This window comes from Psychrobacter piscatorii (assembly GCF_001444505.1).
Lineage (GTDB): Bacteria > Pseudomonadota > Gammaproteobacteria > Pseudomonadales > Moraxellaceae > Psychrobacter > Psychrobacter piscatorii_B.
This window is the reverse complement of record NZ_LNDJ01000075.1, coordinates 1-14,534: the sequence shown is the minus strand read 5'-3', so window position 1 is coordinate 14,534 and position 14,534 is coordinate 1. Positions and strand designations below refer to the sequence as shown.

The window sequence follows — 14,534 nt, the reverse complement described above, 5'->3', positions numbered from 1 at the left end:
GGAGCCTGACTGTGAGTAAGCCTGCTTTCTCCTTTGAGTTCTTTCCTGCAAAAACCGAGCAAGGTCACGAAAAGCTTCTTAGCACTTATGATGAGCTAAATAAGTTGTCACCAGCGTATTTTTCGGTGACCTACGGTGCGGGCGGGTCAACTCGTAGCCGTACCTTAGACATCGTACAAGCACTAAGCGCGCGCAGTGAGACTGAAATTGCGCCGCATATGTCTTGTATCGGCGATGACAAAGCGCAAATCGCTGAGTTACTTGAGTTTTATAAAAGCTTAGGAATCAGACGTCTTGTCGCACTACGTGGCGATTTGCCATCCGGTCAGGTGGGTATGGGTGAGCTGCCATTTGCAGTAGATTTGGTCAAGTTCATTCGTGAGCACTCAGGCGATCACTTCCATATCGAAGTGGCGGCCTATCCTGAGATGCATCCACAAGCGCGTAGCTTTGAGTTTGATGTTGACAACTTGGTGAATAAGTACCGTGCTGGTGCCAATGCATCGATCACGCAGTTCTTTTATAATGCAGACAGCTATCTGTATTTGCGTGACACGTTAGAGAAACGCGGTATCGATACCATTGCCCAACCGTTGGTAGCTGGCATCATGCCGATCACCAACTCTAGTAACCTAATACGCTTTGCTGATAGCTGCGGCGCTGATATTCCGCGTTACGTGCGCAAGCGATTGGCGGATTTTGGCGATGACAGCAAATCTATTCGCGAGTTTGGTTTTGATGTGGTGTATCGCTTATGTGAGCGCTTAATGAGCGAAGGCGTGCCAGCCATGCATTTTTATAGCATGAACAAAGTTGAGCCAAATAAACGCTTGGTTGAAGCATTAGGACTTACTGTTTAATACTTGATAATCTTGATAATTAAGCAAGTATATAATGAATTTATACTAACTGGCGCTCTTCGGAGTGCCAGTTTTTTTATTGGAAAATTTTATCTACTAGACATTCATGTATCAAAAAACACATTTCATCTTAATGTATTTCTTAAATTTTTCTTACTATATGATAATGTCGTTTATCCGTTGAGCGCTGTTATCTAGCAGTAATTATCATAAAAGGAATGCCTTTCGTGGCATCAAGTGATATTCTATTGGGTCAATAATAACTGCTCACAATCAAATAATAGGAATAAGACCAAGTGCGACGTTTTTTTTATGCCATTAATAACGACAATACTGATGCTATGCCTTTACCTAAGCTGGGTGACATACCTCTAGGGAGCCACGTTGAGTTGCCAGACAGCATCGTCCATCATTGGTGCCGAGTGTTGCGTGCAAATATCGGAGATCAAGGTATCTTGTTCGATGGATTTGGTGGTGAATATAAGGTAGAGCTAAAAGCAATCAGTAAAAAAAACGCGACGGCTACCCTCCTCACTCATCTAAAGGATGATCGTACGGCGCCTATTATTAGTAAAATCGGCTTAGTAATGAGTCGCGGCGAGCGTATGGATTATGCGGTACAAAAAGCAACCGAGCTTGGCGTCACGGCTATTCAACTGCTTAGTAGTCATCATGGCGAGGTCAATCTAAAACCTGCACAAATCGAGAAAAAACTGGCTCACTGGCAACAAGTCGCTATAGCGGCCTGCGAGCAGTGTGGTCTTAACCGGCCCCCACTCATTCTTGCCCCATTATCTATCAATGAATGGCTGAATCAACCTGCGTCTGATGCCTTGAATACAGCAACAATGGTCAGTCCTATCGTCTCTATACTCAGCCAAGATACTTATTATCAAGTGCTGCGTAGCGCTGCAAATCTACGTATGCAGATGAGTGTGCCAGCAGCAGGACAACCTGCAAAACCCGAGAAACTGGCCTCAGTTCTCAAGCAAGAGTCTCCCTATATTGAACTATTGATTGGTCCTGAAGGCGGTCTCAGTGACGATGAGTGTCAAAAGGCCGAATCTGTAGGTTTTATGCCTTGGCAAATTGGCAGTAGGGTATTACGTACAGAGACAGCACCCGTGGTTGCATTGACTACTTTACTCGCTTTTTATGGTTAAAATCAGTATTATTAATGAGATTTACTATCATTTATAGACACTTTAAAATAGAACTTTTGTTTTATGTTGTGTAGAATTAAAAGTGATCTTAGTTCTAATTTAGTAAAGTGAATCACAGTACTTATTTTTTATAAGCCTTTATTTTTTGTGAAACATTATTATGAGCAACTTTGACCCCATTCCAGTATCGATTAAACAGCGACTCATGGCCCAACTGTGTGAGCAGATCGAAGATGCTATTTTTGTGCTAGACAGTAATTTACGCTATCTATCTGTCAATGCCAGCTATGAGCTTATGATTGGCTATAAAGAATCCTTTTTGGTCGGTCGTCCACTCGGTATTTACGCGGCTGAATTTTTGTCAGAAGAAGAGCAGCTTATCCTAAAAGAGATTAAGGATAATTTAAGAGAGTCAGGTTTCTACGAGTTGGATTTTTCCATGGCCAATCGCTATGGTGAGACGATCGATTGCCAAATCACCTATCGTAAAATTTGTATCGACCAAACGGTATTTCATGTGGGTATGCTACGCGACATGTCTGCCGTCGTTAAAGATCAAAAGCAGGTTGCTCATTTACTCAACTACGATCAACTCACTGGATTGCCCAATCGCAAAGTGTTTTTGAGTCAGGCCAGTGACGTTTTATTAGACACCTATCAAGAAGTCGTGATTGTACGTCTCAATATAGACCGCTATCGCAATCTGGCAAGCTTGCTGGGGTCTGAGGGAATAAACACTTTAATACAGAAGTTTGTGAAACGTATCAAAGAGCTCCATTTAGAGCATTTACGCTGCTTTTCCCACTTTGGCGGGGATGACTTTGCGTTATTGTTTGAGTGTCAAGATGGCAATATGGTACGTCATCAGCTAGATACGCTCATGCAAATGTGCGAGATACCCTTCACAATGAATGGAAACGCGGCCACAGATGCAAATATCTACTGCCATATTTCTGTAGGCGTCAGTTACTTTCCCAAAAATGATGCTCAGGTAACAGGATTGTTGAGCAAAGCAGAAAAAGCCTTACAGTATGTCAAACAACACGGCGGCGATGATATCCGTTGGTATGACAAAACGATTGAGGAAGCCACTTCAGGTAGCCTACAGTTAGAAGCCGATCTGAGAGCAGCATCGGCTGAAGGACAGTTCATACCGTATTATCAACCAAAATTCTTATTGGATACGGGGATTATCACAGGGTTTGAAGCACTAGTTCGCTGGCAACATCCTACCCGCGGTCTACTAAAACCAAAACATTTTATCGATGCTATTTTGACCCATAAGCTCTCGTTTGAGCTGTTTTCACAGATGGCTAACAAGATTGCCAATCAGTTATCTGAATGGCAACAGCAAGGTTTTTGTCAGCATATCTGTATCAATGCCGATGCGGCCGAATTTAGTCATCCTGAATTTTTTGACATGGTGAGCGGCCTATTGGTACAGCACAATATTGCGGCGTGTCAGTTGCATATCGAAGTGACCGAATCCTCTTTGATTCAGCGCCATGATGATGTCAGAAAACAACTCAACTCTCTCAAAGAATTGGGCGTCCGTCTTGCCTTAGATGATTTTGGTACGGGCTATGCATCCTTGAGTTATCTGCAAGAATACCCCTTTGACTTTATCAAAATTGATAAAAGTTTTATCTCAAAAATTGATACCGACCGTACTCAGCATGCCATTGTAAAAGCCATTCTAGACTTGGCAGATGCTCTAGACATGCATGTGGTGGCAGAAGGTATAGAAACCGAACAGCAGCGCGATGTGTTGCTGAACATGGGTTGCAAAAATGGACAAGGCTATTGGTTTGGCAAACCTGTGCCCGCTGATGTGGCCACTGAAATGCTGGTCAAACAGTATGCCACCGAATAGCTCTTGTTTTCTGGGTATCATAAAACCGCTTATTGGCGCCTTTGACTCTAAAGCGGTTTTTCTTTATGTGAACGTTATTTTTATGATGAAAATTGGCTGATATAACTCTGAATCTTTGATCTGTCCTGTTGTATATCGATCAATGTTTCATAGGGTTATTAATGATTCAGATTGAGGCCTAACGTTGATTGTATAACCGATGCAAGACAGGTTCATGACTTATCAGTCCTGTCACCAAACTTGTATAATCACCTATGAAAGCCTATCTTTTATAGTGAATTTGTTAGAGCACATTTAATCTTTCTTTGACTCTGACAATCACCACTCTTTTCAACACTATTTTATGTAATCGATAGCATGGTTGACCTGCTTCACTGTTTATCATTTATTTAGATTTCCAGACTGGCTAGGTAAGAATAACGCACTAGAGGATAGTGCGACCATATGCTCATTGTTGGCTATGATCGGTTACATTCTAAAAAGGACAGGAAGTTATGCAATACAAAGCGCCCTTACGTGACATTCAATTCGTGATGCATGAGCTACTCGATAGTGAAAGCCACTACAAAACGTTGCCTGCATTTCAAGAGGCTGATCGTGAGTTGATGGACAGCCTATTTGAAATGGCGGCAAGCTTTGCCGAAAACGAGCTATCACCACTGAATCAAAGCGGCGATGCAGAAGGCTGCCAGTTTGACAATGGTAAGGTCACCACGCCAAAAGGCTTTAAAGAAGCTTATAAGCAGTACTGTGAGCTTGGCTTCCCAGCGCTATCAGCTGAAGAAGAATTTGGTGGTCAAAACATGCCGTTCTCACTATCAACGGTCATCAATGAGATGGTCGGTACGGCTAACTGGTCATTTTCTATGTATCCTGGCCTATCGCATGGCGCAATTCAAACCATCGAGCACCATGGCACTGATGAGCAAAAACAAACTTACCTAGAAAAAATGGTCACCGGCGAATGGTCAGGCACCATGTGCTTGACAGAAGCCCACGCGGGCTCTGACTTGGGTATTATCCGTACCAAAGCTGAGCCAAATGATGACGGTACTTATAGCATCACCGGTCAAAAAATCTTCATCTCAGCAGGCGAGCACGACCTCACCGACAACATCATTCATATCGTTCTAGCCCGTCTACCAGGCGCGCCTGCTGGCACCAAAGGCATCTCACTGTTTATCGTACCTAAAGTGTTGGTCAATGAAGACAACAGCCTTGGCGAAAACAACAACGTCGTCTGTGGCTCTATTGAGCACAAAATGGGTATCAAAGCTTCAGCGACTTGCGTGATGAACTTTGATGGTGCAAAAGGCTACTTGATTGGCCCAGAAAACCGCGGTTTACAGTGCATGTTTACCTTTATGAACGTCGCTCGTATCGGTACAGCAGTTCAAGGTTTGACTGCAGCAGAGTACGCGTTCCAAGGCTCATTAACCTATGCCAAAGACCGCCTAGCGATGCGCTCACTATCAGGTGCTAAAGCGCCAGAAAAAGTCGCTGACCCAATCATCGTTCATCCAGCGGTTCGCAACATGCTGTTGACCGAAAAAGCCTTTGCTGAAGGCGGTCGTGCGCTGGTTTATTACCTCTCACACTTTGCGGATACTGTTGCAAAAGGCGAAGGCGATGACCTGAAGTTTGCTGACCAAATGCTGTCACTATTGACACCAATCGCAAAAGCGTTCTTGACTGAAACGGGGCTCGAAGCGGCTAACCATGGCGTACAGGTCTATGGCGGTCACGGCTTTATCAGTGAGTGGGGCATGGAGCAAAACGTCCGTGACACGCGTATCGCTTGTCTCTACGAAGGCACCACAGAAATCCAAGCACTAGACCTACTCGGCCGTAAAGTGCTGGGCTCGCAAGGCAAACTGCTTGCAAACTTTGTCAAAATTATCCACACATTCTGTGAAGATAACAAAGAAAATGACGAGATGGGTCAGTTCATCCGCCCGCTTGCCAAACATGTCAAAGAATGGGGTGATCTAACATCACGTATTGGGATGCAAGCCACTGAAAACCCAGACGCTGTTGGCGCTGCCGCGGTTGATTACATGTACTTTAGTGGTTATGTAACTTTGGCTTATTTATGGGCGCGTATGGCATTGGTTGCTCAAACCGCTATTGCTGACGGCACTGGTGAAAAAGCATTCTATGATGCCAAGGTTAAAACGGCTCAGTTCTATTTCACTAAACTACTACCACGCACCACGACCTATGTACAGCGTATCAGCACAGGCGTTGAGCCATACATGAGCATGGATGTGGACCAGTTTGCTTTTTAATTAGCCCCAAATCCCTCTCATATCGTATTTTTATCGGCAACATACTTCGGTGTGTTGCCGATTTTTTTGGTATGGGTCTTACTGTGCTGATTATAATCGTTGATAGCAACCAGTCGCGTGCTTTTTATAAGTAGTTGCTCTGTCCAAAACCTACTCAATGACTGCAATAGTGGCTGCTAACTTTTGGTGCACGCACAATTCACGAAGAAATACACCCGCCTACAAGCTTATTTGTTAAACTTTGAACATGAATCGCTAAGGTTACATCAAGAGAACAGTTGATAATCTTAACAACTCCAATTTTATCTATTTAAACCAAAGGAATGTTTATGGCTGTTTATAACGCCCCTCTTAATGACATGCGTTTTATGTTAAATGATGTATTTAAAGCGCCACAATTTTGGCAAAATAACGAAAACCTAGCTCATGTCGATATGGAAACCGTCGATATGATTTTAGAAGAAATGGCAAAACTGTCAAAAAACGTTTTATTGCCTATCAACCGTAGTGGCGACGAAGAAGGTGCAACCTTTGAGGGTGATGGCGTTGTTACTACGCCAGCAGGCTTTAAAGACGCGTACAAACAGTATGCTGAATCAGGCTGGGTTGGCCTTAGCGGTAACGCTGAATACGGCGGTCAAGGCTTCCCAAAAATGGTTACCATGCTCACCGAAGAGATGGTTTTTACGGCCAACCAATCCTTTGCCCTCTACCCTAACCTAACCGTTGGCGCGACGCTTTGCCTCAACGCGGCGGCGTCTGAAGAGCAAAAACAAACCTATCTAGAAAAAATGTATAACGGCGAATGGTCTGGTACCATGTGCTTGACTGAGCCACATGCGGGTACTGATTTGGGTATCATCAAAACCAAAGCCGTGCCAAACGATGATGGTAGCTACAATATCTCTGGCACCAAAATTTTTATCACTGGTGGTGAGCATGACCTCACTGACAATATCATTCATTTGGTATTGGCAAAGACACCCAATGCGCCAGAAGGCTCAAAAGGCATCTCACTGTTTGTTGTACCAAAATTCTTGGTCAATGCAGATGGTAGCTTGGGCGAGCGCAATACATTAGCCGTTGGCTCTATCGAGCACAAAATGGGTATCAAAGCGTCTGCCACTTGCGTCATGAACTTTGATAACGCCAAAGGCTGGATGGTTGGCGAGGAAAACACTGGTCTATCATCAATGTTCATCATGATGAACTATGAGCGTGTCACCATGGGCTTACAAGGTCTTGGTGGTTCTGAACTTGCTTATCAGAACGCGGCTCTATATGCCAACGACCGTGGTCAAGGCCGCAGCGATACGCAATTACAAAGTCCAGAAAAACCTGCGGATGCCATCATCCACCATGCAGATGTACGCCGTATGCTATTGAACGCCAAAGCCAACACCGAAGCGTCACGTTGCTTTGCGATGTATGTCGCCAAAAACCTAGACGAAGAAAAATTTAGTACTGACCCAGAGGCCGCTCAAGCCGCGGCGGCGCGCGTTGCCCTACTGACGCCAGTGGCTAAAGCATTCTTGACTGATAAAGCGCTAGAAGCAACCGTTGATTGCCAGCAAGTCTTCGGTGGTCATGGCTATATCCGCGAATGGGGTATGGAGCAAATCGTTCGTGATACGCGTATTGCTCAGATTTATGAAGGTACCAACGGTATTCAGGCACTTGACTTACTAGGTCGTAAAGTGGCTCGTAATAACGGCAAATATGTCACACATTTCTTGGGTGAGATTCGTGATTTTGTTAACAATATGCAAGCGGATCATGGTATCAAACAAGCTACTTTGGATGCAGCGGATACGATTGAAGAGCTCACCACAACAGTTCTGAACAATATTGGCGAACGCAAAAACGAAATCAATGGCTGCGCGGTTGACTACATGCATGCGTTTGGCTACCTTGCTTACTCATACATGTTTGCGTTGATGGTAGAAGCCGCCAACGGTAAAGAAGGCGATTTTTATACCAATAAAGCCAAGCTTGCAGATTACTTCGTTGGCCGTATCTTGCCACGTATCAATGCGCATGCACAGATGGTCAAAGCTGGTAGTGACCCGATGATGAACTTTGATCTTGACTACTTTGATGTACCAGCCAGTTAAATGCTCATCATGAAGACCCGATAAAACCATGAAAAAAGGACAGTTCAATGACTGTCCTTTTTTTTGGCAAAATAACTGCTAACAAAATACTTTACTATCGATGCGTGGTTACGATTAAAATAGCGCAAGATAAGGTGTTACTTAAGTGCCATAAAAAGCCATGATTCCTAACAATATCATGCACAGTGTTAAATAATAAAAACGATTGAAACAACCACAATAAAGGGTGCGACGTGTCAGAATTAAAACGCATATTACAACAGATTACAGCCCTAAGTGATGTGCCCGATCCTGCGGTGCTCAAACGCTTGATCGAGGAACTACGAGTCAGCGACAAAGAACCTGCTTTAGCCAACCAAAACATTCAAACCCTTATTGACATTCTCCATCAACATCCAGAATACGGCGACGGACTCTCTAGCTTTGTCCTAAAATTGATTATCCAATATCGTCAAATCTCGCTATATACCGATACAGGTATTATGTCGGATCAAGGATTCTTTAATAGCTTAAGACGATTGGTCGGACATCGGTTTTTGCCGATACTCCCTCAAGATGACTCCGTCGTTGAACTGGTTGGTTACTTGTTTGATAAGCGTACTGATGAGCGCTGGCTTGCCAATATCGAGACTCAGAAATGGGATGAGCTTGTGCAGCTTCTGAGGGTGGAAGAAAAACATCTAGACTTGGTTGCCACGGCAAAAAACAGCATTTTGAATGCGATTATTATTTTGTCTTATCGCATTAGTGGTCTTGGCTTACATCCTGATTTGATGGATTCTTATCCGCAGATGCTCAACTACTCTGCTTCTTTTGTTGCCCAAAACCAAGAAGCGGTGCTCTTTGTTAATCAATATAGACAAGCGCACGAGCTTGATACCTTAACCGACATTACCCCAGAGCAAGCCGTTGATCCAGCGCCATTGCTGGTTATGATTGAGCAATGCGAAGACATTGTTGCCACCATTCGCAAACGGATCTACAAAACGGGTATCTCTATTCGCTTGACCAATATGATGCTGCGCTTAGATCAAAGCTTGCAGCGCATGCGTATCTTGACGGAGCTTGTCACAGACGACCATCAAAGAAGAGATCGCGCCGTCATTGAGTTGATCCAGACCCTGATCACCACTGCCAATCGCCGCTATAGCATTGGCCATTTGATTGATAACAACACAAAACTGCTGTCACGTAAAGTTACTGAAAATGCCAGTCGCGTGGGTGAACACTATATCAGCACCGATAAGGCTGGCTATCAAAAGATGCTCAAAAAGGCCTCTATTGGCGGTTTTGTCATTGCCTTTATGGCCACTATAAAAATACTGGCTTACCAATTGGCGCTCGCACCGATGGGACGTGCATTTATTAACAGTATGATTTATGGCTTGGGCTTTGTGTTCATCCATGTTATTCGTGGAACGGTCGCTACCAAGCAGCCAGCGATGACCGCTGCTGCTATTGCTTCTACTATATCTGAAGGCTCTGGCAAGAAGTCTCATCAGCTAAATAAGCTATCAGAGTTGGTCGTTGATATCTTGCGTACGCAATTTATCGCTATCATGGGCAACGTTATGTTAGCGATACCCGTTGCACTTATCATCTCTTTTGCTTGGTTACAGTACACAGGCGCACCGATGATTGGTACCGAAAAAGCAGGTCATCTACTCCATGACTTGGATCCATTTCACTCATTAGCGCTTCCTCATGCTGCTATCGCTGGCGTATATTTGTTCTTAGCGGGTTTGATCGCGGGTTATTACGACAATTTAGCGGTCTATAACAAAGTAGGTGCGCGTATTCAACGTCATAAACTACTACAATATATACTGCCTGTATCATGGCTTAAGCGCTTAGGCGGCTTTATAGAAGCGAACTTGGGCGCTATCATGGGTAACTTTTTATTCGGGGTTTTCTTAGGTAGTACAGCAACCATCGGCTACATATTCGGCTTACCAATTGATATTCGCCACATTGCTTTTGCATCAGCGAACTTGGCACACGGATTGTTCAATATATCTGCTGATGACATCAGCTGGAGCCTCATTCTGATTTCTATATTGGGTGTGGCGCTTATTGGTATGGTCAACTTGATAGTCAGTTTTTCGCTGGCGTTATTTGTTGCTTTACGTTCAAAAGAAGTGCGTTTCTTTGAATGGAGTCGTCTCACAAAGCTAGTGTTTGGACATATCATTAGCCATCCTTCTGACTTTTTCTGGCCACGCGACAAGCCAATGAAATATGCACGCATCGATAGTCAAGGTCACATGATATTTGATGACACTTCAGCACAAAAAAATGGAAAAGCCATACCAAGCAATTATGTGGTACGCCGATTGTCTGATGTCAGAATATTACCCGAGTCTAAGCAAGCAGTAGCGCAAAACGCGGAAGCGAGTACAGACATATACTATGACAGTCAACCACAAGGCGATCACACCCAACCTCACAACTCTCCTAAGAAGGTTGTCAATCTTGATGATGGTCTGGCAGATGAAGAGCTAAACAGCACGCCTTATACCGACGATATCCAATATGACAAAGTCACCAAGACGCTCAATACCATCGATAATGATGATACTGTTGGTCACGAGTCAAATCATGCGGATGACAAGTCTACTGGCGATGCCAAAACACCTTTGCCAAAACCTAAAAAGCCGCCAAAGCTGCCTGATTAAAAGGCTCGCTTGGGCGGCTTTATGCTTGGTGAATTATTGAGATTAAAACTATTTGGCACAAGGCCTGAAGCACTCACACGACTTAGCTAAAGCTTTTACCCCTTAATCTTGAAAATATGGACGTAGAGGCAAAACTCTCGCACAGCTCAACAAACTTAGGATTCAAAAATCATCTAAAATAATGAGGAGCGGGCTCAATAAGATATTGGGATAGATCACTAAACGAGGACAAGAATGAATATAGCCAGTCATAGCAAACTGGAAGAATCTATGAAGGACGTTGCATCAACCTCCCTTGTAAGACTCATCTATGTTAGTAGAGTTAATACCACCGATAGATCTGTATTTGAGCATATCCAAAGACACTCGCATGTCTACAATAAAAATAATAAAATTGCAGGTTTTCTATGCAATGATGAAAAAAGCTTCCTTCAATGCTTAGAAGGCGCAAAAGACGTTGTATTTTCTCTTATGCAAAGAATATTTAAAGATAGGAACCATAAAAAAGTAGATGTCGTTGCTGTTGAGCAGGTCAGTCAATGCCGCTTTGAAGATTGGCGTATGCACAGTCTTAACTTAAGCGCCAGCAATTGGCATAGACTGTCTGATCATGCGCAGTTAGGAGAGATCTCACCATTCAAACCAGAACACTGGCCATACTGGTTTATTGAATACTTTATTGAATGTGTGAGGAAGTTCGACTACTCTAACATCAGTCATGACACAAACTACATCACCTTTGATGACTTAGGTTACTCTGAGCTTGAAGAAAAGTTAACTCAAGATAATATCTTATTATTTATATTTCTTGGGCTACTGGTCGCGTCAACCGCCGCTGTCCTATTATTCAGGTACGACGTTATTCCTTAATGACTCAGTTAGATGACTTATTAATCATTTGAGCATCACTCAATGTTAATCATTTGAGCATATCTCAGTAGAACCATCAAAACAGGGCTGTTAATTGATCAATAGCCCGCTTGAAAAAGACGGCATTTGCGGACCTATTTAAAAAGATTATTTAGGCTTTTATATTAAGGTATTTGTAGTCCGGGTATTCGTAGCCCACGTTATGAACCCGGGCACTGTGCACTTGAAGCTATTACCTTGCTGTCACTGAGACGATACGCCAACAGACAGTTTCCCCATACACACCCACCATCGAGTGCACGCGCATATGGTAAATCGATTTCGCCTTGCAGCGCGGCCCAGTGACCAAATAGTATCTTACGCGTGCGCGGTACTTGCCACTCAAACCATGGTAAAAAATCGGTTGGCATAGGCTCATCTAGCCCTGCTGTAAAGTCAAACTCAAGCAAGCCATCCTGCTGACATAGGCGCATACGAGTAAAGTAATTGGCAATCGCTCGCATTTTGGTAAAGCCTTCAATACCTGCATGCCATTTATCAGCTTTTTTGCTATAGAGATTTGGCAGTAGTTCATCAAGCTGCTCCAAACTGCCTTGCAGCTGTGATTCTAGCTCTTTGGCATATGCTGCTGCTGCCTCAATACTCCAATGTGGTGGAATCCCTGCATGTACCAGCACCGTATGCTCATCCGGATACGCTAATATCGGCTGCCTGCGTAACCACTCAAGCAATTCATCACAGTCATCGGCTGCAAAAATTGGCGCTGTTTTATCTTTGCTCTTGAGCTTTGCAGCCCCGCGCCAGACTGCAATCAAATTGATGTCATGATTGCCTAATACCGTTGCTGCAGCGCCCTGCTCACACAATGCTTTGACATCGCGCAAGGTATTTAGTGAGTCCTCACCACGCGCTACCAAATCACCAGCAAACCATAACTTGTCTTGATTAGGATCAAAATCCAATGTCTCTAGTAACTGTAGATGAGCCGCGTGGCAACCTTGTAGGTCACCAATGACATACTGATGGCGAAAACTCATAATACCTCTATGATTTTTATATAATAATTAGTAATTATTTACATTAAACGTCTATATGACGAGCCTGATTACTCAGATTGACAAAATCTGTAACGCTTAAGGTTTCAGGACGTGCCTGCGGATCGATACCGCAAGCGGCAAAATCATCCTCACTCAGCGTTGGCAACAATGTTGATTTTTTGAAGATAGCGCGTAGCGTCTTGCGACGATGGTTAAAAGTCTCACGTACCACGATAGCAAAATACTCTTCATCCTCTGCTACTATCGGTTTATCGATATGCGGTGTCAGTCGAAAAACAGCACTCGTGACTTTCGGCGGAGGATTAAAAGCCCCGCGAGGCACAGTCAGCAAATAATCTGTATCACAGTAGTACTGCATAATGACAGACAGACGACCATAAGTTTTGCTGCCAACATCAGCCGTGATACGCTCAACCACTTCTTTTTGTAGCATAAAGTGCATGTCCTGAATCACATCCGCATAGCTAAGCAGATGAAATAAGATAGGCGTTGAAATATTGTATGGTAAGTTACCCACCACGCGCAGTTTACCGCGCGTTTCGCTATACAGATCACGATAGTCAACGTGCATGGCGTTGTCTTTGATAATCTCAAAGTTTGGATGGCTATTGGCACCAATACGAATACGTAAGCTATCAGCCAAATCGCGATCCAACTCTACGACTGTCATCGCATCCACTTCTGCTAATAACGGCTCGGTCAATGCGCCCATACCAGGCCCAATCTCAATCAAATTGTCATCATGCTCTAGACGAATACTTTCAACGATTTCGCGAATGACGCTGGTATCATGCAAGAAGTTTTGGCCAAAGCGCTTACGCGGCTGGTGCTTGGCAGTACGTAAACTGTTAGAAATAGTTTGAGCATCAAATGAAGTTTTGGACATAAAAGAGTCTTAATGTATAAAAGAGAAATGGGCGATGATAATGTAATAGCAGCAATGTTTTAGCTTTATAATGGCAAATTATAACACAGCTCATAATTAGGGCGTGTTTTTGAGAGAGCCCATCCCAGATTCTGTGTAACTGCCATTTAGATTAAATGCTTACTGATACGGTCATCAAACATAATCATAAAGCGATTCAGGGCAGACGTCCAGTTACGAATCGGCATCGACCACTTTTTAGACGCCTGCTGGGTGGCTAAGTACACCACTTTGAATGCTGCTTGATCAGAGGGGAACACCTTACGCTTATTCACCGCCGTACGAATCACACTGTTTAATGATTCTATAGCATTGGTGGTATAGATGACTTTTCTGATGTCTTTAGGGTAATTAAAGAACACCGTTAAGCCCTCCCAGTTATTGCGCCAAGACTTGATGACATGCGGATATTCCTTGCCCCAAGTCTCATCAAAGTGCTCAAGATTAGCCTCTGCCAGCTCAAGCGTATCAGCGCCATAAACCGCCTTTAAATCAGCAGCTACTTTTCTCCTATCTTTCCATGGTACAAACTTCATAGAGTAACGTACCATATGCACAATACATAGCTGAACCTGCGTGTTTGGATATACTGTATTAATTGCCTCACTAAAGCCTTTTAAGCCATCTACACAGGCAATAAGAATATCTTGCACCCCACGGTTTTGTAGTTCAGTGAGAACGCCTAGCCAGAACTTAGCCCCTTCATTC

The 14,534-nt window shown here is 43.7% G+C and carries 10 protein-coding genes; 7 read left to right on the top strand and 3 right to left on the bottom strand.

Features of this window, described 5'->3' with window-relative positions; translation table 11 throughout:
* The first annotated feature begins 11 nt into the window (after positions 1-11).
* The 7 genes from metF to AS194_RS08130 all read left to right on the top strand — a co-directional run bounded on the left by metF (position 12) and on the right by AS194_RS08130 (position 11,843).
* A complete protein-coding gene (metF, locus tag AS194_RS08160; RefSeq protein WP_058025018.1) occupies positions 12-860 on the top strand; it encodes a methylenetetrahydrofolate reductase [NAD(P)H] in 849 nt (282 codons plus the stop codon).
* 296 nt (positions 861-1,156) lie between these two features.
* Entirely contained in the window at positions 1,157-2,023 is an 867-nt protein-coding gene (locus AS194_RS08155) for a 16S rRNA (uracil(1498)-N(3))-methyltransferase (RefSeq protein WP_058025017.1), read from the top strand.
* A 160-nt stretch (positions 2,024-2,183) separates the two neighbouring features.
* Entirely contained in the window at positions 2,184-3,896 is a 1,713-nt protein-coding gene (locus AS194_RS08150; protein ID WP_058025016.1) for a GGDEF domain-containing phosphodiesterase, read from the top strand.
* Positions 3,897-4,390: 494 nt separating this feature from the next.
* Complete coding sequence (locus AS194_RS08145; protein ID WP_058025015.1) at positions 4,391-6,184, top strand: acyl-CoA dehydrogenase C-terminal domain-containing protein; 1,794 nt, start codon at positions 4,391-4,393, stop codon at positions 6,182-6,184.
* 329 nt (positions 6,185-6,513) lie between these two features.
* A complete protein-coding gene (locus tag AS194_RS08140; RefSeq protein WP_058025014.1) occupies positions 6,514-8,298 on the top strand; it encodes an acyl-CoA dehydrogenase C-terminal domain-containing protein in 1,785 nt (594 codons plus the stop codon).
* Positions 8,299-8,531: 233 nt separating this feature from the next.
* Entirely contained in the window at positions 8,532-10,973 is a 2,442-nt protein-coding gene (locus AS194_RS08135; RefSeq protein ID WP_058025013.1) for a site-specific recombinase, read from the top strand.
* A 234-nt stretch (positions 10,974-11,207) separates the two neighbouring features.
* The gene (locus AS194_RS08130) at positions 11,208-11,843 is read left to right on the top strand and encodes a BLUF domain-containing protein (RefSeq protein ID WP_058025012.1); all 636 of its coding nucleotides are present in this window, start codon (positions 11,208-11,210) and stop codon (positions 11,841-11,843) included.
* A 200-nt stretch (positions 11,844-12,043) separates the two neighbouring features.
* Here AS194_RS08130 and AS194_RS08125 read toward each other — a convergent pair whose 3' ends face one another.
* The 3 genes from AS194_RS08125 to AS194_RS08115 form a co-directional block, all read right to left on the bottom strand.
* Complete coding sequence (locus AS194_RS08125) at positions 12,044-12,880, bottom strand: symmetrical bis(5'-nucleosyl)-tetraphosphatase (protein ID WP_058025011.1); 837 nt, start codon at positions 12,878-12,880, stop codon at positions 12,044-12,046.
* Between the two features lie 43 nt (positions 12,881-12,923).
* On the bottom strand, positions 12,924-13,787 hold the full coding sequence (gene rsmA, locus AS194_RS08120) for a 16S rRNA (adenine(1518)-N(6)/adenine(1519)-N(6))-dimethyltransferase RsmA (RefSeq protein WP_058025010.1): 864 nt from the start codon (positions 13,785-13,787) through the stop codon (positions 12,924-12,926).
* 146 nt (positions 13,788-13,933) lie between these two features.
* The coding region (locus tag AS194_RS08115; RefSeq protein ID WP_152978620.1) for an IS256 family transposase at positions 13,934-14,534 on the bottom strand (601 nt) is incomplete at its 5' end.